Origin of the sequence: Alkalicoccus daliensis (assembly GCF_900103955.1) — a bacterium.
Classification (GTDB): Bacteria; Bacillota; Bacilli; order Bacillales; family Salisediminibacteriaceae; genus Alkalicoccus; species Alkalicoccus daliensis.
In genome coordinates this window covers 513,255-534,758 of the sequence record NZ_FNIL01000001.1, presented here as the reverse complement: position 1 = coordinate 534,758, position 21,504 = coordinate 513,255, and the positions used below count along the sequence as shown (strand labels likewise).

At 39.8% G+C, this 21,504-nt stretch carries 18 protein-coding genes; all 18 read left to right on the top strand.

The window, feature by feature from the left end:
• The first annotated feature begins 397 nt into the window (after positions 1 to 397).
• The 18 genes from BLP92_RS02625 to BLP92_RS02540 all read left to right on the top strand — a co-directional run bounded on the left by BLP92_RS02625 (position 398) and on the right by BLP92_RS02540 (position 21,500).
• Positions 398 to 820, top strand: coding sequence for an organic hydroperoxide resistance protein (locus BLP92_RS02625; RefSeq protein ID WP_090840301.1), 423 nt, complete (start codon positions 398 to 400; stop codon positions 818 to 820).
• A gap of 103 nt (positions 821 to 923) precedes the next feature.
• Positions 924 to 2,069, top strand: a complete 1,146-nt coding sequence (gene msrA, locus BLP92_RS02620; RefSeq protein ID WP_090840299.1) for a peptide-methionine (S)-S-oxide reductase MsrA — start codon at positions 924 to 926, stop codon at positions 2,067 to 2,069.
• Positions 2,070 to 2,083: 14 nt separating this feature from the next.
• Positions 2,084 to 2,611, top strand: coding sequence for a peptide-methionine (S)-S-oxide reductase MsrA (gene msrA / locus BLP92_RS02615; RefSeq protein ID WP_090840297.1), 528 nt, complete (start codon positions 2,084 to 2,086; stop codon positions 2,609 to 2,611).
• 18 nt (positions 2,612 to 2,629) lie between these two features.
• Entirely contained in the window at positions 2,630 to 3,484 is an 855-nt protein-coding gene (locus tag BLP92_RS02610) for a serine hydrolase domain-containing protein (protein ID WP_090840295.1), read from the top strand.
• A gap of 48 nt (positions 3,485 to 3,532) precedes the next feature.
• Entirely contained in the window at positions 3,533 to 4,495 is a 963-nt protein-coding gene (locus BLP92_RS02605; protein WP_425284398.1) for a ring-cleaving dioxygenase, read from the top strand.
• A gap of 372 nt (positions 4,496 to 4,867) precedes the next feature.
• Positions 4,868 to 6,316 carry a cardiolipin synthase gene (gene cls / locus BLP92_RS02600; RefSeq protein WP_090840291.1) on the top strand — a complete coding sequence of 483 codons (1,449 nt, stop codon included), beginning with the start codon at positions 4,868 to 4,870 and terminating at the stop codon, positions 6,314 to 6,316.
• Between the two features lie 127 nt (positions 6,317 to 6,443).
• A complete protein-coding gene (gene argC, locus BLP92_RS02595; RefSeq protein ID WP_090840289.1) occupies positions 6,444 to 7,472 on the top strand; it encodes an N-acetyl-gamma-glutamyl-phosphate reductase in 1,029 nt (342 codons plus the stop codon).
• Between the two features lie 14 nt (positions 7,473 to 7,486).
• On the top strand, positions 7,487 to 8,710 hold the full coding sequence (gene argJ, locus BLP92_RS02590) for a bifunctional glutamate N-acetyltransferase/amino-acid acetyltransferase ArgJ (RefSeq protein WP_090840287.1): 1,224 nt from the start codon (positions 7,487 to 7,489) through the stop codon (positions 8,708 to 8,710).
• 15 nt (positions 8,711 to 8,725) lie between these two features.
• Positions 8,726 to 9,532: an acetylglutamate kinase gene (gene argB, locus BLP92_RS02585; protein ID WP_175444153.1), complete on the top strand. Its 807-nt coding sequence runs from the start codon at positions 8,726 to 8,728 to the stop codon at positions 9,530 to 9,532.
• Complete coding sequence (locus BLP92_RS02580; protein WP_090840283.1) at positions 9,519 to 10,703, top strand: acetylornithine transaminase; 1,185 nt, start codon at positions 9,519 to 9,521, stop codon at positions 10,701 to 10,703. Before argB ends, BLP92_RS02580 begins: the two co-directional genes overlap by 14 nt.
• 2 nt (positions 10,704 to 10,705) lie before the next feature.
• Positions 10,706 to 11,791, top strand: a complete 1,086-nt coding sequence (locus BLP92_RS02575) for a carbamoyl phosphate synthase small subunit (protein ID WP_090840281.1) — start codon at positions 10,706 to 10,708, stop codon at positions 11,789 to 11,791.
• The gene (carB, locus tag BLP92_RS02570; protein ID WP_090840279.1) at positions 11,776 to 14,949 is read left to right on the top strand and encodes a carbamoyl-phosphate synthase (glutamine-hydrolyzing) large subunit; all 3,174 of its coding nucleotides are present in this window, start codon (positions 11,776 to 11,778) and stop codon (positions 14,947 to 14,949) included. Before BLP92_RS02575 ends, carB begins: the two co-directional genes overlap by 16 nt.
• Positions 14,946 to 15,881, top strand: a complete 936-nt coding sequence (gene argF / locus BLP92_RS02565) for an ornithine carbamoyltransferase (RefSeq protein WP_090840277.1) — start codon at positions 14,946 to 14,948, stop codon at positions 15,879 to 15,881. The genes carB and argF overlap by 4 nt, the downstream gene beginning before the upstream one ends.
• 75 nt (positions 15,882 to 15,956) lie before the next feature.
• Positions 15,957 to 17,177, top strand: coding sequence for an argininosuccinate synthase (locus BLP92_RS02560; RefSeq protein ID WP_090840275.1), 1,221 nt, complete (start codon positions 15,957 to 15,959; stop codon positions 17,175 to 17,177).
• Positions 17,178 to 17,291: 114 nt separating this feature from the next.
• Positions 17,292 to 18,668 (top strand): argininosuccinate lyase, encoded by a 1,377-nt coding sequence (gene argH, locus BLP92_RS02555; protein ID WP_090840273.1) that lies wholly within the window; start codon positions 17,292 to 17,294, stop codon positions 18,666 to 18,668.
• 96 nt (positions 18,669 to 18,764) lie between these two features.
• Positions 18,765 to 19,832 (top strand): branched-chain amino acid aminotransferase, encoded by a 1,068-nt coding sequence (locus tag BLP92_RS02550; RefSeq protein WP_090840271.1) that lies wholly within the window; start codon positions 18,765 to 18,767, stop codon positions 19,830 to 19,832.
• A 189-nt stretch (positions 19,833 to 20,021) separates the two neighbouring features.
• Positions 20,022 to 20,492: a DUF6884 domain-containing protein gene (locus tag BLP92_RS02545; RefSeq protein WP_090840269.1), complete on the top strand. Its 471-nt coding sequence runs from the start codon at positions 20,022 to 20,024 to the stop codon at positions 20,490 to 20,492.
• 147 nt (positions 20,493 to 20,639) lie between these two features.
• Positions 20,640 to 21,500 (top strand): 5'-3' exonuclease, encoded by an 861-nt coding sequence (locus BLP92_RS02540; RefSeq protein ID WP_090840268.1) that lies wholly within the window; start codon positions 20,640 to 20,642, stop codon positions 21,498 to 21,500.
• The last annotated feature ends 4 nt before the right edge of the window (positions 21,501 to 21,504 follow it).

Below are 21,504 nucleotides of genomic sequence, written 5' to 3'. Positions count from 1 at the left end.
GAGCCGCTGGCGTACTTTCTTATATCAACACAAGCTTTAACAAAGACTCTGATGCAGAAAGAAACTGTACCATGAAAGGTGAAAATTAATACTGCTGTGTAACGAAGGAGAGGACGCACCAGCGCCGTTCGAGAATCCATTTTGGCGGACGGTCTTTCCGCCAAAATTAGTCGAGCTCTTGGGTAAGCCTCTCCGAGAGTGAAGCAGTATTATTGTTTCTTTTTCTTTATAGCAAAGCTTTTTATTTTCAAGGCAGCCTAAAGTATAAAAACCGGCTGAGAAACAACTCTGAACTTAAAAGTACATTTTTTCAGCAAAAAGAGGTTTAATTTACGGATAAGTAGTGAATAGGAGTAACTGTGAGAAGATTTTTACAATAAATGGAGGATGATCTAACATGGCAGAAACAGTATTTTCTACAAAAGCTACAGCAAAAGGCGGAAGAGAAGGTCATGTAAAAAGTGATAATGGTGTGGTAGATGTTGATTTGAGAATGCCGGACAAAAACGGAATTCCAGATGATGCTTCTAATCCGGAACAACTTTTTGCAGCGGGATACAGTGCCTGCTATGATGGAGCATTAAATCTTATGGCTTCAAAAGCAAAAAAAGAAATTGATTCTGAGATCACAGCAGAAGTCAGCCTTAATAAAGATCCTGAGGACAACGGGTTCAAAATCAGCGTAAAACTGCATGTAGATATCAGTGGTGTTTCCCAGGAAGAAGCAGAAGAGCTGGCGCATAAAGCACACGATTTCTGCCCATATTCAAAAGCTACAAGAGGCAATATTGATGTAGACCTGCATGTTACAAGTAAATAAATTATGATGAAATGCTTCGCTGAATTTTTCAGCGAAGCATTTTTAATGAGAAAGGCTAATGAATCAGTTATAATTATTTAGTAAGTATAGGAGGTGAGACAGCATGAAAAAAATCATCATTGCGTTATTCACCCTGATATTTTCTATAGTTGCAGTTATTTTTATTCCTATTATTTATGATTATTTCACGCAGCGCTCTTATGGAAGTGAACCAGTGGAAATAAACGAAAAAGACTTCAGGGAAATTGCAACCTTTGCAGGAGGATGCTTTTGGTGCATGGAACCTCCTTTTGAAGAGGTAGAAGGAGTAGATCAGGCTGTTTCCGGATATATCGGAGGAGAGGAAGAAAATCCTTCTTATGAAGATGTGGCTTCCGGAGAAACATCTCACGTGGAAGCAGTACAGATAAGCTATGACCCTGAACTTGTAAGCTATGAAGACTTACTGGAAATCTTTTGGAGACAGATTGATCCTACCGATGATGAGGGACAATTTGTAGACCGGGGAGAACAATATACAACTGGAATTTTTTATCATGACGAAGAACAAAAATCAAAAGCAGTGCAATCAAAAAAACAGCTTGAAAATTCAGGCCGTTTTGAAGATCCTATTGTAACTGAAATCACAGCGGCGGACACTTTTTATAAGGCAGAAGATTATCATCAGAATTTTTATAAAGAAAATCCTGTCCGCTATGAGTTTTACCGTTCGAACTCCGGCAGGGATGAATTTATAGAAGAACACTGGGAAGAAGAAGAGTATGAGGTGGAACAGGAAGAAAGTGATATACCATTCTGGCGCCAATATGAAAAGGAACCTGAAGAAGTGTTGGAAGAGCGCCTGACAGATGAAGAGTTCTACGTAACACAGGAAGACGGTACAGAAACAGCTTATCAGAATCAATACTGGGATCATTATGAAGATGGAATCTATGTAGATATTCTATCAGGAGAACCTCTTTTCAGTTCCACTCATCAGTATGATTCAGGTACTGGATGGCCAAGTTTTACGCAGCCTATAGCAGAGGAATATATTGTGTTGGAGCCGGAATGGTCATTATTTGGAAAACGGATGGAAGTGAGAAGCAATTATGGCGATTCACATTTAGGACATGTGTTTGAAGATGGGCCAGAGCCGGAAGGTTTGAGATATTGCATGAACTCTGCTGCAATGAATTTTGTACCCGCAGAAGATATGGAAGAGGAAGGATACGAATCCTTTCTATATTTATTTGAAGATGATGAATAAAGGGATGATCAGTCATGAAGAACAATTATAAAGTTGCAACATTTGCAGGAGGGTGTTTCTGGTGTATGGTAAAGCCATTTGATGAACAGCCTGGAATTATAAATGTCACTTCCGGTTATACCGGGGGTGACATTAAAAATCCTACTTATGAAGAAGTGAAATCTGGGAAAAGTGGTCATTATGAAGCTGTCCAGATTAAGTATAACCCAGATGTCTTCACCTATGCTTCATTACTTCATTTATTTTGGCAGCAGGTAGACCCGACGGATGATGGCGGACAGTTTTTTGACCGGGGGAGTCAGTATCGCACTGCAATTTTTTATCATTCCTCAGCACAATATGAGCTGGCTGCAGCTTCGAAAAGAGATATGGAAGAAAACGGGCCGTTTCGTGATCCTATCGTTACAGAGATCCTTCCAGCTGCGGTTTTTTATGAAGCAGAAGAAGAACACCAGAAATTTTATAAGAAAAACCCTGAAAAATATCGAGCTGAAAGAGTAGAGTCCGGTCGGGAAGGATTTATTAACTCGCATTGGGACTAACTTAGGAGGCGCAAGTGAATGGATGAACAGAAACTGCTTGAAAAGATGAACTTCCACCAAATGTACGCTTGTGTTATTAATAAAGAGGGAAACCGGACATTCTCTTATTTCCACGACGGTAATAGAAACAGTTTACAAGTATTAAATTCCGTCAGTAAATCCGTATTAGCTTTAGCAATCGGTATCGCTGTGGATGACGAACTTATTACTCTGGATACAAAAGTCGGTAAAGTACTGACCGATGTTCATCCGCATATGAAAAACAGGACAATAAGGGATCTTTTAATGATGCAGTCTGGTTATTCCGAAAAACAATGGAATCTCATTATTAAGAATCAGGAATGGGCGCAAAAAGCAGCAGAAACTATGCCGGGGACTCTGAAACCTCGGTACAGCAATGCAGATTCATATTTATTGAGCTTGATTTTATCAAAAGTTATATCTACAGACTGGTTAGATTATTTCTATCAGCGTTTGTTCCGGCCTCTTGGAATTGAAGAATTCATCTGGGAAAAGTCTCCGGAAAGGATACCTGTGGGCGGATATGGGCTGCAAATGAAGGCAGAAGATTTATTGAAATTAGGGGAGCTGGTTTTAAATCAGGGCGGTTATATGGATAAACAGATAATAGGTTCAGAATTTATTAGCGAAATGACATCTCCTTTAATTAAAGGTTTGATTAGAAATCAGCATTATGGTCTTCACTGGTGGAGTACTCCGGATGATTCCGTCATCAATTATGCAGCTGGTACAAATGGTAAATTTTTATTTGTGCAGCCGGATAAAAAAATAACTGCGGTATTTATCGGGCACCTTCCCGGCAAAGATTTGCTGCCTTTTCGCTGGTTTACAAAATTAGTCTTGGAAAATTGAGTTATTTTACATAATGTTATATACTATATTAAAGTAAGCGAAAGGGTGGTGCTTATGAAACCTTTAAAAGGGATTCATCATGTTTCAGCACTTACAGCAAGTGCGAAGAATAATTTGTATTTTTATACTGAAATATTAGGAATGCGTCTGGTAAAGAAAACAGTAAATCAGGATTCTCCTTCGATGTACCATTTATTTTATGCGGATGAAAGAGGAAATCCGGGAACTGATTTTACTTTTTTTGAAATTCCTCATGCAGCGAAAACATATAAAGGCTCTCAAAGTATCAGTTTAACTTCTTTGCGTGTACCTTCCGACAAAGCAATTTACTATTGGGAGGAAAGGCTCTCCTCTTTTCAAGTAACGGTTGAACAGCCAAGAAACAAATTTGGTCGCCTTACTTTGGATTTTGAGGATTTTGAAGGACAGCGTGTGCAGCTGATTTCAGACGAAACAAATTCCGGTGTAGCAGGAGGCAGGCCATGGAGCGGTTCAAATGTACCGGTACACTTTGCAATATATGGTTTAGGGCCCGTCCGCCTGTCTGTTAAAAAGCCGCATAAAACTAAATTTGTACTCGAAGAAGTGCTGGGATTTCAAGAAACAGGGTCATATGAAGATAATGGGGAAAACTACCTGGTCTTTTCTACAGGAGAAGGAGGCACCGGTGCAGAAGTGCATGTAATGGAAGATTTATCTGCCTCTGAAAGACCTGGGAGAGGCAGCGTGCATCACGTTGCATTCCGCGTTGATGATTCTGAGGAGTTGAAAAAATGGCATTCTCTAATAAATGAAAAAGGATATGCAAATTCTGGTATAGTAGAACGATATTATTTTGAGTCTTTGTATTTCAGAGAACCTAATGGAATTTTATATGAACTTGCTACCGATGGACCAGGATTCGAAAGTGATGAATCATTTGAAGAGTTAGGAAAAAATTTAGCTCTCCCTCCTTTTTTAGAAACAAAAAGAGAAGAAATACAAGCCGCTTTAAAACCATTAAACAATTAATTTTAAAACTCGATACGAAAATTTTCAGCACAAAAAGCTGCGCAGGCATCTCAGCTTTTTGTGCTTTTGTTATTATTAGACGTGCATATGAATGTACCAAGCTTTTTTCGGTTTATTCTAAGGTAAACGAGAGGGGACCTGGAGGGAAACCATAATAATATTATTATAGCGAATTAAAATGATCAATTTCTAAAATGGTGACTTTTATAGAGATAAGGGTTGCTGGATGTTCTATTTCACAGAAAATAAAAAAAGCTGGAGGCATAAAACGCCTTTCTGAAAAATTGAAAGAATTTCACAGTGGAGAGATTTGTGCAGAAAATGGAAAACTAAGGTAAACTACATATAAGAAGTGCTTGGAAAGGAGTAAGTATGGATATAGTATCTTTACTATTGCCACTATTATTTATCGTTAACATTATGTTTGCAGGAATTATTATTTTTATTGAAAGAAAAGATGCTACCGCTACCTGGGCGTGGGTGCTTATATTATTTTTTATCCCATTTCTAGGATTTATTATTTATATTTTTTTAGGACAGAATTTAACGAGGAGAAGACTATTCGATTGGGAAGGAATTCAAAAAATCGGAATAAACGATATCTTAACACACCAGATTGAACAGATTAGAAACCCTTCATTCTCTTATCATGATGACAATATCGATCCATACAGGGATCTGATCTATATGCATTTGATTAACAATGATGCAATTCTCACAAAAGATAATCAAATACAGGTGTTATCAGATGGTAAGTTGAAATTTGATCAGTTAAAAGAAGATTTAATGGCAGCTGAAGATCATATACATATGCAGTATTATATTTTTCGAAATGACCAGCTTGGGAAAGAGTTAATTCAAATACTTGCGAAAAAAGCTGAAGAAGGTGTTCAGGTAAGGATTTTATATGATGAATTAGGCTCTAGAAAATTGAGAAGAAAGCATTTTAAAGCTCTTACAGATGCTGGAGGAGAAGTGGGAGTGTTTTTCCCTTCTAAAATAGCATTAATTAATATTCGTTTAAATTATAGGAATCACCGTAAATTAACAGTGATTGATGGAAAAACCGGTTATGTTGGAGGGTTCAATGTAGGAGATGAATATATAGGAAAAAGTTCAAAATTCGGTTATTGGCGCGATACTCATTTAAGAATCTGCGGAAATGCAGTAGACCCTATGCAGACACGTTTTATCCTCGATTGGAACCAGGCTTCTAAAAGCTATACGATTGAATATGAGGCACGATATTTTCCAATGAAAGAATCTTTGGGGACAGCTGCCTTGCAAATTGTTTCAAGCGGTCCGGATTCCGAATGGGAGCAAATTAAAAACGGATATATAAAAATGATTTCAGCAGCTGAGGAAAGTATTTATATGCAGACACCTTATTTTATTCCTGATCAGAGCCTGCTTGACGCACTTCGGGTAGCATCTTTGTCAGGAAAGGATGTACGTATCATGATTCCGAAAATGCCGGATCACCCTTTTGTATACTGGGCTACCTTTTCTCATATCGGTCAGATGCTTAAGGCCGGTGTCAGTGTGTATATTTATCAGGAAGGATTTATACATTCTAAATCTATCGTAGTGGATCGTAAAGTCTGCACTGTCGGAACAGCTAACATTGATATGCGCAGCTTCCGTTTGAATTTTGAAGTGAATGCTTTTATATACAATCAGGAAACCGCTGAGCAGCTTGCGCTGGATTTTGAACAGGATATGATTAAGTCAGACAGGCTTACTATAGAACAATATGCAAAAAGGTCAAAAACAATACGTTTTAAAGAATCTATTTCCCGACTTATGTCACCTATTTTATAAATAGGTGGCTTTTTATATAATGGATGTATAAAAATTAGTTTTATTACATATTTAATATTGCATAAAAATAATACAAAGAGTATAATAATGAATTAAATCAACTATGCAGCGGAAGGTGTGAGACGTTTTGAAACGAGCAGCAATAATCGGCGGTACCGGCTATGGTGGACTGGAACTTATCCGTCTGCTGGACAATCACCCAAACATTCAAACTGAAAAAGTAATCTCCCGTTCTGATGAAGGACTGGAAATTTCAGCACGGTATCCCCATCTCACAACGATTATTAATACAAACTTTTACGGGTTAAATAAGGAAGCACTCAATAATATAGATGTAGTATTTTTTGCTACTCCGGCTGGCGTTGCTAAAAATATCATCCCTGATATTCAAACGCCTGGAGTACAGTATATCGATTTATCCGGAGATTTACGGATAGACAATCAAGCAGAATATGAAACCTGGTACCAGCTCTCCCCGCCGGATCAGTCTTTACAGAAATCTGCAGTGTTTGGTCTTCCTGAACTTTATAAAGAAGAAATCCGGCAGGCGGAAATTATATCAAACCCCGGGTGTTTCGCCACTGCTGCAATTCTCGGACTTGCTCCGTTAATAAGCAGGGAAATAATTGACCCTGAAACTATAATAATTGATGGTAAAACAGGAGTTTCAGGCGCGGGAAGAAAAGTATCTCTTATGACTCACTTTTCGGAAACGAATGAAAATATTAAAGCATATAAAGCAGGGGCCCATCAGCACACCCCGGAGATAGAACAGCATCTGACAAAACTTGCCGGCAATAAAATTTTTATAACATTACAGACTCATCTTATACCTATGACACGGGGGATCATGTGTACTATTTATGCAAAAGTAAAAAAAGAGGAAGACGTTTTTAAACTGTTTAATGAATTTTTTAAACACCAGCCCTTTGTAAGAATTCGACCTGAAGGAAATATGCCGCAGACGAAAGAAGTTTATGGAAGTAATTTTTGTGATATTGGTCTTCATTTTGATAAGCGTACTAAACAAGTGGTAATTGTAAGTGTAATTGACAACCTGGTCAAAGGAGCATCAGGACAGGCTCTACAGAATGTAAATTTAATGAATGGCTGGGATGAAACCGCAGGGTTAACAGGAATCCCGCTGTTTCCTTAAGAGGAGGAATTACGATGATAACTACAAAAAAATCAGAAATTAAAATACTGGAACAGGGTCACATCACTACAGCGGAAGGTTTTTATGCAGGAGGTATTCACTGCGGACTGCGCAGGAAAAAACTGGATTTCGGGTGGCTGTATTCTGAAACACCGGCAGCTGCAGCGGCTGTTTACACTCAAAACAGTTTTCAGGCAGCGCCATTGAAAGTCACGCAGGATTCCATAGGGAAAAATCAAACATTGCAGGCTGTCGTAGTAAATTCTGCTAATGCTAACGCGTGTACCGGTTATATTGGTCTTGAAAATGCTTATCATACCCGTAAAAAGACTGCTGAAAAGTTAGGAATTGCTGAAGAATTAGTGGGAGTAGCATCCACCGGTTTAATTGGCGTCCAGTTACCAATGGAGAAAATAAATCATGCGATAGAACAAATTGTGGAAATGGAGAATGATCCCGAGAAATTTGAGGAAGCAATTTTAACGACAGATACCGTTACTAAACACGTAGCTGTTCAATTGGAAATAGAGGGTAAAACAATTACAATTGGCGGCGCTGCAAAGGGATCAGGAATGATTCATCCCAATATGGCCACAATGCTCGCTTATGTGACGACTGATGCTGCAGTGGAGCCGGATGCTCTGCAGCAGCTGTTATCTCAGACTACTGATAAAACATACAACATGATTACAGTCGATGGCGATTCCAGTACAAATGATACGGTACTGGCAATGGCAAATGGAAAAAAAGGAAATACTCCACTCTCCGAACATCATCCGGAATGGGAAAAATTTAAAAACGCATTTGCTGCTGTTTCCAAAATATTGGCGAAGAAAATCGCAAAGGATGGGGAGGGAGCAACAAAGCTGATTGAAGTTCAAGTAATGAATGCCTCATCTACGGAAAATGCAGGTAAAGTTGCAAAAGCGGTAATATCATCAAATCTGGTGAAGACTGCAATTTACGGTGCAGATCCTAATTGGGGGAGAGTAATCTGTGCAGTTGGATACAGTGAAGTCCCGGTTGATCCTGACAAAGTGGATGTTTATTTAGGCCATATACAGGTGGTTGCAGACGGCCTGCCGTCTGAATTCAGTGAAGATGAGGGAACAGCATATCTGGAAGGTTCCCAGATTATCGTGAAAATCGATTTAAAGCAAGGCAGTGCTGAAGCGACCGCGTGGGGCTGTGACTTAACGTATGATTATGTGAAAATAAATGCTTCATACCGTACCTGACAGGAGATGATTCATTTGAATTTTTTAGTGCTTAAATTAGGAGGCAGTATTGCAGAACAGCTTCCTGACAGTTTTTATACAGATCTGGTAAAACTGCAGGCAAATTTTTCGATATATCCCATAATCGTCCATGGGGGCGGGCCGGAAATAAATGAAGCACTGGAAAAAAATCAGATTCCCGTTTCTTTTAATCAGGGTTTAAGAGTTTCTTCAAAAGAAGTTGTCAGAACAGCAGAAACAGTACTGAGTGGAAAAGTAAACAAAGCTATTGTAAAGAAAATTATCGGTGCAGGAGGAAATGCATTTGGTTTCAGCGGCGTGGACGGGAAATGCTTCACTGCTGAGTTATCTCCAGAGTCAGAGGAGATAGGTTATGTAGGAAATATAGCAGACGTCAATTCCGGGCTCATTAAATTAATTGCACAGTCAGGAAGCATCCCGGTTATTTCTCCAATCAGTCTTGATAAGCAGGGAACTACATTAAATGTAAACGCAGATGAAGCAGCTGGTGCCTGTGCAGCTGCACTTCATGCAGATATTATTTTTGTCAGCGATATTCCTGGAGTAATGAATACGAAAAGTAGAGAAAGTTATATTTATGAAACTTTAACCGAAAAAGATATAGATTCGCTGATTGCTTCAGATATTATTACGGGTGGAATGATTCCCAAGGTGAAATCAGCTGCAGCTTCCTTAGGTGATACAGGGAATGAAGCAGTTATTTTAAACGGATATGAAGAGAATATTTTAATTTCCTATGCAAGTAAGGAATTCAGCGGTACAAGAATAATGAAGGAGGAAGTACTGAATGTCCATCCTTAAAACAACGGAAAACGCGGTAATGCAGACATATGGGAGGTTTCCTCTTTCCATTAAGCAGGGAGCCGGGAGCTATGTATGGGATCATGAAGGTAATACTTATCTGGATTTCACTTCCGGTATAGCAACATGCAATCTTGGCCATGTCCCTACTGGAATAAAAGAAGCAGTGCAGGCACAGATGGAGGTTCTCTGGCACTGTTCTAATTTATATCACATTCCGCAGCAGGAAGCTGCAGCTGCTGCGCTTACTGAAGGAACACACCTTGATCAGGTTTTCTTCTGCAACAGCGGAGCGGAAGCAAATGAAGCAGCATGGAAGCTTGCCAGAAAATACACGCATGATAAAGGTTTAAAAGATAAAAATGTAATAGTCACGTTTTCTCAGTCTTTCCACGGCAGGACTGGAGGGGCTATGGCGGCTACTGCCCAGGAAAAAATTCATAAAGGGTTTGCTCCGCTGATGCCCGGTTTCCAACATCTTCCTTTTAATGACCCGAAAAGTATATATGAAATAGATGGCGATAAAACTGCAGCTGTGCTGCTGGAGCTGGTTCAGGGAGAAGGAGGAGTCCGCCCGGCAGAATACGAATGGGTGCAGGAACTTTCAGAAGTCTGCCGGCAGAAGGATATTTTATTCATGATTGATGAAATTCAAACAGGCGCAGGCCGTACCGGAACCTTCTATTTATACGAACAATATAACTTAAAGCCCGATGTTGTTACTTTAGCTAAGGGAATTGGTTCTGGTTTCCCTGCAGGGGCAATGCTTGCAGTAAATAAAGCCGCAGCTGCCTTTACTGCAGGCACACACGGAAGTACTTTTGGAGGAAATCCATTGGCAATGACCGCTGTAAAAGCTACGGTGGAAACTTTAAAAAAACCTTTCTTTTTATCAGAGGTGAAAGAAAAATCCGAACGCTTTCTGTCGCAGCTGCAAAAAATTGAATCCAGCCAAGTAAAAGAAGTGCGAGGCAAAGGCTGTTTAATCGGCATTGAATTTAATGGACCAGTTAAGGAAATAATTGAGCAGTTAAGGAACAGAGGTGTGTTAGTTCTTCCAGCGGGAGAAAACGTAGTAAGAATTCTCCCACCGCTGACAGCTACAAATATGGAATATGAAAAATTTCTATCGGAATTTAAAGAAGTAATTTCGGAAAGGGGTGCAGTTTAATTATGGCAGCAGGATATCTCATCTTAGAGTCAGGAGAAGTTTTTGAAGGAGAATGGATAGGCGCTTCCACAGCAAAAGAAGGCGAGCTGGTTTTTAATACAGCAATGACAGGTTATCAGGAAATGGTGACTGATCCTTCCTACAAAGGGCAGATCCTTACCTTTTCCTATCCGATAATAGGGAATTACGGATTGAACAGTTTTAGTGATGAAAGTGCGCGTCCGGCTGTTGAAGGCGTTATTGTAAATGAATCATGTGCTGGACCAAGCCACTTTCAGTCTATTCACAGCTTCGATTCTTATTTAAAAGAACATAATATTCCGGGCCTTGCCGGTATAGATACCAGGGCGCTGGTAAAAATCATAAGAAAGTCGTCTACGGTGCGAGCGAAAATCACGAAAACTTATCATCAGGAGGAAAAATACACCTTTATTAAAAAGAAAAAAGGTGAGCTGGTGAAAAGTGTTTCTGTACAACAGAAAAAATATTATTCCGGTAATGGAAAACACGTAGTGTTATTAGATTATGGTTTTAAAGAGTCTATTTTACAAGCTCTGCTGGACGAAGGCTGCGCCGTTACGACAATGCCTTATCATTCGAGTTTTGCGTCTGTGGAAGCAGAAAAGCCGGATGGTGTACTTTTTAGTAATGGTCCTGGAGATCCAATGGAATTGGAGAAATATTTTGGGGAAATTAAAAAAATCACAGAAACATATCCCTCTCTCGGCATATGTTTAGGACATCAGCTGATTGCATTAGCACATGGGGCAGCGTCAGAGAAAATGCTGTTCGGTCACCGTGGAAGCAACCATCCGGTACTTCATATCCCAAGTGGAAAAGTAAATATCACTTCACAAAATCATGGTTATGTAATTACTGATGAAAGTTTAAAAAATACGGAATTTGAACCTTTATTCATTAATATAAATGATAAATCTGTGGAAGGAATGCAGCATAAAAATTTGAATGTATCATCTGTGCAGTTTCATCCCGAAGCACATCCGGGCCCAAGTGATACGCATTTTATTTTTGAAGAATTTATTCAGCAGCTGTCGGCAGGAGGAGTAAAAGAATGTGTCAAAATATAAAAAAAGTTTTAGTTCTAGGATCAGGGCCAATTGTTATCGGACAGGCTGCAGAATTTGACTATGCAGGGACGCAGGCTTGTCTCGCTTTAAAAGAAGAAGGCATGGAAGTAATTCTTGTGAACAATAATCCTGCTACAATAATGACTGATGACCAGGTGGCAGACAGAGTATATTTAGAGCCAATGGAAACAAGCTCGATTGAAAAAATTATTGCTAAAGAATCCCCGGATGGAATTATCGGCTCTTTAGGTGGGCAGACGGGTCTGAATCTGACGATTAAACTTTATGAGGAAGGGATTCTTCAAAAATATGGAGTGGAAATACTCGGTACTTCAGTTGAATCGATTCAGATGGGAGAGGACAGAGAAAAATTCCGCCAGCTGATGCATGATATTAAAGAACCAATTCCAGCTTCCGCTATCGTGGAAACCATTGATCAGGGAAAGAAATTTGTAGAAGACACTGGTTTCCCCGTTATTCTCCGACCTGCCTACACCCTGGGAGGTGCAGGAGGAGGATTTGCCTACAATATGCAGGAACTTGAAAAAAAGCTTCACCACGCGCTGCAGGCGAGTCCGATCCATCAGGTACTGGTGGAACAGAGCATAAAAGGCTGGAAAGAAGTTGAGTATGAAGTTATGCGGGATCATAACGATACATGCATTATTGTATGCAATATGGAAAATATGGATGCAGTCGGTGTTCACACTGGGGATTCCATCGTGGTGGCACCGTCTCAGACGCTTTCAGATTTTCAATATCAAATGCTCCGCACGGCTTCCTTAAAAGTAATAAGGGCCTTGGATGTGGTAGGAGGATGTAATATTCAATTTGCCATTCATCCGGAAAAAGATGAATATGCCATTATCGAAGTTAACCCACGGGTAAGCCGGTCTTCTGCACTAGCTTCAAAAGCTACGGGCTATCCGATCGCAAGAATAGCTGCAAAATGCGCCGTAGGATATCGTCTGGATGAAATTTTAAATCCAATCACCGGAAACACGTATGCATCATTCGAACCCGCAATCGATTATATTGTAGTAAAACTGCCGAGGTTCCCTTTTGACAAATTTTCAGAAGCTGACAGAACGTTAGGAACGCAGATGAAAGCTACCGGAGAAGTAATGGCAATGGACCGTTCGTTCGAAGCTGCGCTGCTGAAAGCAGTCCGTTCTTTAGAAATGAATGTGTTCAGCCTGCACAAATCCGGAATGGAAAGTGTTTCCGATGAAACACTGAAAGAGCTGCTTACTTCCGCAAATGATTTGCGTCTGTTTGCTTTAGGGGAATCATTCCGCAGAGGAATCGACATATCGCAGCTTCATGAATGGACGGATATAGATCCATGGTTCTTAATTAAAATCCAGTCTATTTACCTTTTAGAAAATAAGATTGCTGAAGCAGGAAAAACTATCACTTCCACTCTTCTTTTAGAGGCGAAAAAGATGAATATCAGTGATGTACGTATCAGTGAGTTAACAGAGTTAAGTGAAGTTCAAGTCAGAACAATGCGTACAAAACTGGGAATGCAGCCTTCCTATAAACTGGTGGATACCTGTGCTGGTGAATTTGATGCAGACACACCATATTATTATTCCACATGGCAGGGCCTGGATGAAGTGGAAGTGACAAATGAGAAAAAGAAAATTCTCGTCGTAGGATCCGGTCCCATAAGAATCGGACAGGGTGTAGAATTTGATTACTGTTCTGTGCATGCAGCAGAAGCAGTGAAAACATTAGGTTATGAAGCGGTAGTTATTAATAATAATCCGGAGACTGTGAGTACTGATTATTCTGTAGCCGATCGATTGTATTTTGAACCAATAACGACAGAAGACGTACTGCATGTAATTAATAAAGAAAAAGTTTCAGGCGTGCTGTTGCAATTCGGCGGACAAACTGCGATTAACCTTGCCAGAGATCTGGAAGCGGCAGGAGTCTCCATATTGGGAACGACACCGGAAGATATTGACAAACTGGAGGACAGAGAGCAGTTTTATTCACTTCTTGATTCGCAGAATATTTCTCACATTAACGGAGTAATTGCAGATTCTGCTGATGAATTAGTAGATGCTGCAGCAGGGCTAGGTTATCCAGTTCTCGTTCGCCCGTCTTATGTTATCGGCGGTCAGTCTATGTATATCTGCTACAAGGAAAGTGAACTATATTCCTACCTGGAACGACTTCAGGCTACGACCAACGATAGATGCTGGCCGCTGTTGGTAGATTCCTTTATTCCGGGGCTTGAATGTGAAGTTGATGTAATCAGTGACGGGAAAAATATTCTTATTCCGGGTATTTTCGAACATATTGAAAAAGCAGGGGTGCATTCTGGAGACAGTATTACTGTTTTTCCTCCACAATCACTCTCTGAGGAGCATATTCAAAAGATAATTTCAATAAGCGAGTCTATTGCATTAAACACTCCCGTAATCGGTATGATGAATATTCAATTTGTAATAGAAAATAATCTGGTGCATGTACTGGAAGTAAATCCACGCGCTTCCCGCACAGTACCTATTATGAGTAAAGTTACCGGGGTTAAAATGGTAGAGGAAGCTGTAAAATGCCAATTAGGCTATTCTTTAGATACTACAGGTTTGATGAAGGCACCGGATCACATTACAGTTAAAGCTCCAGTTTTTTCTGAAAAGAAACTGAAAGGTGTGGATCATGCCCTCAGCCCTGAAATGAAATCTACGGGAGAAATGATAGGGATATCCTACACTTTTGCAGAAGCTTTAAATAAAGTGTTCCCGGCTCCTGCTGAAAATGCCAGTTTATTTATATCCGTTTCCTCACGAGATTATGAAGAACTGACTCCACTTATTAAAGATGTAGATGGTAATATTTACGCTACCCGCGGTTCTTCTGAATTTCTTAAGCAATTTAGTGAGAAAGTAGAATGTATAGATACGCTTGCGGGCATTGAGGAATTAATGAAAAATAATATGATAGATGCTGTGATTAATATTCCAAAACAAGGCAGAAATCCTGAGTCCTTTGGTTTCCAGCTCAGAGAACTTGCTGCAAGTTTCGATATTCCCTGCTATACACACTTAGATACGGCGGATCTATATCTGAATCACTCGAAGCAAATAGATACACCTTTGGCAATTCAGGATCTTCAATTAACAGGGAGGGAACAGCTTGTATGACTACAAAAACGATAGAGCACATGTTAACTATCAATGATTTATCTCAGAAAGAATTATTCGGCCTTATAGATGAAGCAATAATATTAAAGCAGCAGTTAAAAGAAGGAATTCCTCATCATCATCTTGCAGGAAAGTCATTAGGAATGATATTCGAAAAATCTTCAACAAGAACCCGTGTTTCTTTTGAAGTAGGAATGATGCAGCTGGGAGGACATGCTTTATTTCTTAATTCCAACGATCTTCAGCTGGGAAGAGGAGAATCCGTGGCAGACACGGCGAAAGTTCTTTCCCGTTATGTGGACGGAATTATGATTCGTACTTTTGCGCATGAAAAAATTGAGGAATTTGCTTCTGCAGCTACTGTACCGGTCATTAATGGCTTAACCGATTCTCACCATCCAACTCAGGTGCTGGCGGATCTGATGACAATATATGAATATAAACAGAAGCTCCAGGGTGTGAACATGGTGTTTGTAGGTGATGGAAATAATAATATGACACATTCATTAATTCAGGGAGCAGTACTTGCGGGAATGAATATGAAAGTTTCCAGTCCCCCTGGATTTGAACCTGGGGAAGACGTTTGGAAAGAAGCAGAGGAAGCTGCAGGCAGAAAAGGGCAGATACTGCAATTTTATGCAGATCCTGCAGAAGCAGTGAAAGATGCAGATGTAATTGTCACTGATGTATGGACGAGCATGGGACAGGAAAAAGAAGCTGAAGAGAGATTCACCCACTTTCAGCCGTATCAGGTAAATAAAGAACTTACTTCTCATGCAGCACCGGATTATTTGTTTCTGCACTGTCTTCCAGCACACAGAGAAGAAGAAGTAACTGCTGAAGTTATTGACGGCCCTCATTCTGTCGTATTTGAAGAAGCGGAAAACAGACTTCATGCGCAGAAGGCTCTCCTTAAAAAATTAATGGGATAAAGTATTTTTTTGTTGCATTATGCATAAAGATACGTTATTATCTATATAAATACTAATTGAGGAGAGGTTTATATTATGAGTAAAGGAAAAGTTGTCTTAGCTTATTCCGGAGGTTTGGATACTTCCGTTTGTGTTAAATATCTGCAGGAAGAGTATGATTATGATGTAATTGCATTAGGACTTGAAATAGGAGAGGGGAAGGATCTTGAATCTCTGCAGCAGAAAGCACTGGAAGTTGGTGCTGTAAAAGCTGTTATTATCGACGCGAAGGAACTGCTGGCAGAAGAGTATTTACTGCCGGCACTGCAGGCAAATTCCTTATATGAAGGGAAGTATCCTTTATCATCTGCACTTTCAAGACCTTTAATTTCAAAACTTCTTGTAGAGGTGGCGGAACAGGAAGGTGCAGTTGCAGTTGCGCATGGCTGTACAGGAAAAGGTAACGACCAGGTGCGATTTGAAGTTTCTATTCAGGCACTAAATCCGGATCTCCAGGTTATTGCTCCGGTAAGAGAATGGGGCATGAACAGAGAAGAAGAAATCGAGTATGCAAAAGAAAAAGGAATTAAAGTTCCAGTAAACGTAGAAAAACCATACTCCATTGATGCAAATATCTGGGGAAGAGCCTGCGAGGCAGGTGTTTTAGAAAACACATGGGCAGAAGCTCCAGAAGAAGCTTTTGCATGGACAGCATCTATTGCGGATGCTCCTGATGAGCCAGAATATGTTGAAATTGGTTTTGAAAAAGGGAAGCCGGTTTCTTTGAACGGTGAATCAAAGTCATTTGTGGATATCATTAAAGAACTGAATGTTACTGCCGGCAAGCACGGAGTGGGAAGAATTGACCACATTGAAAACAGACTTGTCGGTATTAAAGCGAGAGAAGTTTATGAAAATCCTGGAGCTCTTGCTCTTATAAACGGCCATAAAGAACTGGAATTTTTAACACTGACAAAAGAAGTTTCTCAGTTTAAAACTACGATAGAGCAGAAGTTTACACAGCTGATCTATGATGGACTATGGTATTCACCGTTGAAAGACGCGCTATACGCGTTTATTAGTGAAACACAGGATAAAGTAAACGGCAAAGTAAAGCTGAAGCTTTGGAAGGGTACACACACAGTAGTAGCAAGACATTCAGATAACAGCCTGTATAATGAAGAACTAGCTACTTATTCTAAGGGTGATGCGTTCGATCACAATGCAGCTCTTGGATTTATCAAACTGTGGGGTCTTTCTACAAAAACGTATTCCCAGGTGAATCAAAAAAAGAAAACATTGATCAACTCTAAATAAATAAACAAAAGCGGGCGTCAATCGGCGTCCGCTTATTATTTTATAAACATTGCTTAATATATAAATATCCTTTTATACTGGATACATACTTAGAAGAGAAAGGAAGAAGATAGCATGTCTAAATTATGGGGCGGCAGATTTACGAAGCCTACAAATAAACTGGTAGAAGAGGAAACGGCATCCATCGGATTTGATCAAAAGTTGATGGAACAGGATATAAAAGGAAGTATTGCCCACGTGACGATGCTTGGAAAGCAGGGAATCGTTTCGGAAGAGGAGAAGGATCAGATTATTAATGGATTAAAGAAAGTGGAGGAAAAAATAGTAAATAAGGAAGTGGAGTATTCAGTTGCAAATGAAGATATTCATATGAATATCGAAAAATTTCTGATTGAAGAAATCGGACCGGTCGGGGGGAAGCTGCATACTGGAAGAAGCAGAAATGATCAGGTGGCCACTGATATGCATCTTTACTTAAAAGAACATACGGAAATGATCATTGAGTTAGTGGAAAAAGTGCAGGAAGCAGTGTATGCACAGGCAGAAAGCAATGTAGAAACACTTATCCCCGGGTATACGCACCTGCAGCGGGCGCAGCCTGTATCATTTGCCCATCATCTGCTCACATACTTCTGGATGCTGGATCGGGATAAAGAACGTTTCAAGGACAGCTTAAAGAGGACAAACATTTCTCCGCTAGGTGCAGGAGCACTGGCAGGGACTACCTTCCCAATTGATCGTCACACTGTAGCAGAAGAGCTTGGCTTTGATAAAGTATATGAAAACAGTATGGACGCTGTAAGCGACCGTGATTTTATACTGGAGTTTATGTCAGCTGCTTCTATCATGATGATGCATATTTCCAGGCTTTCTGAAGAGCTGGTTATATGGAGCAGCCAGGAATTTCAATTTATAGAGCTGGATGATTCTTTCTGCACAGGCTCTTCTATAATGCCTCAAAAGAAGAATCCGGATGTGCCTGAACTTCTGAGAGCAAAGACAGGCAGGGTCTACGGAAACTTATTTGGTCTGCTTACAGTATTGAAGGGTCTGCCTCTCGCTTATAACAAAGACATGCAGGAAGATAAGGAGGGTATGTTTGACACTGTGGAAACTTTGGAAGCCTCTCTTCAGATGCTCGCTCCTATGATTGCTTCTATGGAAGTGAAAACCGACAATATGAAGCAGGCGGTCTCTCAGGATTTTTCTAATGCTACAGATATTGCTGACTATTTAGTTACGAAAGGGGTAGCTTTTAGAGAATCTCATGAAGTGATCGGAAAAATAGTACTTCATGCAATAAATAATAATAAGTTTTTACTTGATTTAACTTTAGAAGAATACAAGGATTTTCATCCATTGTTTGAAGAGGATATATTTACTGTGTTAAAGCCGGAGGAAGTTGTAAGAAATCGTAACAGCTATGGTGGCACTGGACAGAAGCAGGTTATTGTTCAATTAGAACAGGCTAAAACAAAAATGAGCAGATAATTAGTGAATTTTCTAATAACTTTGTACAATTATTTATAAGTTCATGGTACAATTATCAACATTCTCCGTAAAAGGTTAGGAAAGAGAGGGTTTTTAATGGAAGCAACAGTAGCAATTACAGAAGCACAGCAAAAAAAGGTGAAGCCGGACCCGGAAACTTTAAAATTCGGGAAAACTTTCACCGATCACATGTTTACAATGGATTACACGTCAGATTTAGGATGGATCCAACCTGAAATCAAACCGTATGCCCCGGTTGAAATCGATCCTGCTGCAATGGTTTTTCACTACAGCCAAAGTGTATTTGAAGGACTGAAAGCTTATAAAAATCCGAATGGGGAAGCAGTACTGTTCCGTCCGGAAGAGAACTTTAAACGATTAAATCGTTCTAATAAACGGCTCAGCATTCCTCCAATTAATGAAGAACTGGCACTCGATTATTTAAAACAGCTGATTGAACTTGAAAAAGACTGGATTCCTTCTGCGGAAGGTACATCACTTTATATCCGGCCATTTGTTATTGCCACAGAGCCTAGTCTTCAGGTAGCGCCGGCACACAATTATAAGTTTTTTATTATCTTATCTCCCGTAGGTTCTTATTATCCTGAAGGAATTCATCCTGTAAGCATCATGGTTGAAGATCACTTTACCCGAGCTGCCAGAGGAGGTACCGGCACAGCAAAAACAGGAGGGAACTATTCCGCAGGATATAATGCACAGGCGAAAGCTGCAAGCGAGGGGCATGCCCAGGTGTTGTGGCTTGATGGGGTAGAAAAAAAGTATGTTGAAGAAGTCGGCAGCATGAATGTATTCTTTAAAATTAATGGAGAAATTGTAACACCTCAGCTGAATGACAGCATCCTTCAGGGTGTTACGCGAAAATCTGTTATAGAGCTGCTTAAACACTGGAATATTCCCGTTTCGGAAAGAAAAATTCCTATGCAGGAGATATTTGATGCGTATGAATCGGGGGAACTTGAAGAAGCATTCGGCTCCGGTACAGCTGCTGTCATTTCTCCAATAGGCGAATTAACCTGGAAAGACAGTACAATGATTGTGAATGGGCGTAAAACCGGAGAAGTAACAAAATCACTTTATCAGACCTTAACACAGATTCAAACGGGCAAGCAGGAAGATCCATTTGGATGGACAGTTAAAATTTAGTAAAATAAATTAGCTAATTTTACTTTTAGTAAACATTCATATTTAACGTAATATATCTAGAAATTACGTATAAGATAACCCGGCTCTATTGCCGGGTTATCTTATTTTTTTATGTATATTCGCTGAAATTGCTTCTGCTTTTGCCTGTAAATAAGCGCAGTATGATAATATAAGTGAGGGAGTGAATGTATGAAGACTTTATGTATAATACCTTGCGGAAAAAAGAAAATCTGGGATATAAACCCTTCAGCTGGAGCTGTACAGGCGCAACATGCGTATGTAGGAGATCTTCATAAAAAATCTCAGGCATATGCTGATGTTTTCTGCTCTGACTACCGTATTCTCTCAGCAAAGCACGGTTTTCTTGGAAAAGATGATATATTATATGAAAACTATGATGTAAGTTTCAATCATCAAAAGAAATATCAGATAAGCAGAGAAAGACTAAAAGATCAGGTGAAGCAGGAGGGCCTGGCTGAATTTGATAGTATTATAGCTTTGACTGGACGTAAATATATACCAGTTATTTATTCGGTATTCCCGGAAACTGCAGATATCCAATACCCGCTTTATAATCAAAAAGGTATTGGATATATTCTGCAGGCACTTGCAAAAGCTGTACAGGAAGAAAAACCACTTTCCTGGTCTGGTATCCTGTAAGAATTTCCTGTAAGTGCACTTTTAAAACAGCTGTATGTAATTTAAGATATGACTTACATAACATTTTTTACCTGCAGCAATAAAACAGCAAATTTTCCTGTTAACTAAACAAAAGTCTTAAAAAATTTACAGAGCGGGGTTTTATCTTTGAAAAAATTAGTATTAATTGACGGGTTTAATCTGTTAAGCAGAGCTTATTTTGCGACTGCTTACGGAAAAGAAGAAGAGCAGCTTGCTAAAAATGAAAATGGGAGATTTATCAATGCATTAAGAGTGTTTTTTGCCAAGTTGAATCAACTGGAACAGGGGCTGGGTGCCACCCACATGAGTATAGCGTGGGATGGCAAGCGTGCGGATACGAAACGGAATCAGGATCATACGTTTTATAAAGCGCAGCGTAAGGATCTTCCTGCGCCGTTGATAGACCAGTATCATTTAGCTGCAGAAATGCTGCCTCAGCTGGGAATTCATCAGCTGCAGGTGCATGGATATGAAGCGGATGATATTATCGGCACTTTTACAAATGCTGCATTTGATGGCCATTCCTATATATACAGTAATGACCGGGATATGTTTCAACTTTTATCAGAACAGACAGATCAGATTTTTATGAAAAAGAAACAGGAAATTCATTACACTGCAGCTGATTTTCAACATGAATTTGAAATCCTTCCGAAACAGTGGATTGATGTAAAAGCACTGCTTGGTGATCCCAGTGACAATATTCCCGGCTGTCCGGGAGTAGGGGAAAAATCTGCCCTCCCGCTGATTAAACAATATGGATCTATTGAAGAGCTGTACAGAAAGCTGGAAGAGCTTGATCCATTGTTTAAAAGGTATTCCAAAAAATTAGAAGCAGGAAAGCAGTCCGTGCTAATCAGTAAGGAGCTTGTAACGATCGAACGAAATTTGGAAGAAGTATTCGGGGTTAAAGAATCTGCAATTGAACTTCCAAAAGATGATGAAAGAAGAGCAGATGTTTTAAAAGAACATGGCTTAATTAAATAGACAG

Coding starts and splice junctions, on each gene's coding strand:
- BLP92_RS02625 (WP_090840301.1), top strand. CDS start 398: ATGGCAGAAACAGTATTTTCTACAAAAGCTACAGCAAAAGGCGGAAGA.
- msrA (WP_090840299.1), top strand. CDS start 924: ATGAAAAAAATCATCATTGCGTTATTCACCCTGATATTTTCTATAGTT.
- msrA (WP_090840297.1), top strand. CDS start 2,084: ATGAAGAACAATTATAAAGTTGCAACATTTGCAGGAGGGTGTTTCTGG.
- BLP92_RS02610 (WP_090840295.1), top strand. CDS start 2,630: ATGGATGAACAGAAACTGCTTGAAAAGATGAACTTCCACCAAATGTAC.
- cls (WP_090840291.1), top strand. CDS start 4,868: ATGGATATAGTATCTTTACTATTGCCACTATTATTTATCGTTAACATT.
- argJ (WP_090840287.1), top strand. CDS start 7,487: ATGATAACTACAAAAAAATCAGAAATTAAAATACTGGAACAGGGTCAC.
- BLP92_RS02580 (WP_090840283.1), top strand. CDS start 9,519: ATGTCCATCCTTAAAACAACGGAAAACGCGGTAATGCAGACATATGGG.
- BLP92_RS02575 (WP_090840281.1), top strand. CDS start 10,706: ATGGCAGCAGGATATCTCATCTTAGAGTCAGGAGAAGTTTTTGAAGGA.
- carB (WP_090840279.1), top strand. CDS start 11,776: ATGTGTCAAAATATAAAAAAAGTTTTAGTTCTAGGATCAGGGCCAATT.
- argF (WP_090840277.1), top strand. CDS start 14,946: ATGACTACAAAAACGATAGAGCACATGTTAACTATCAATGATTTATCT.
- BLP92_RS02560 (WP_090840275.1), top strand. CDS start 15,957: ATGAGTAAAGGAAAAGTTGTCTTAGCTTATTCCGGAGGTTTGGATACT.
- argH (WP_090840273.1), top strand. CDS start 17,292: ATGTCTAAATTATGGGGCGGCAGATTTACGAAGCCTACAAATAAACTG.
- BLP92_RS02550 (WP_090840271.1), top strand. CDS start 18,765: ATGGAAGCAACAGTAGCAATTACAGAAGCACAGCAAAAAAAGGTGAAG.
- BLP92_RS02545 (WP_090840269.1), top strand. CDS start 20,022: ATGAAGACTTTATGTATAATACCTTGCGGAAAAAAGAAAATCTGGGAT.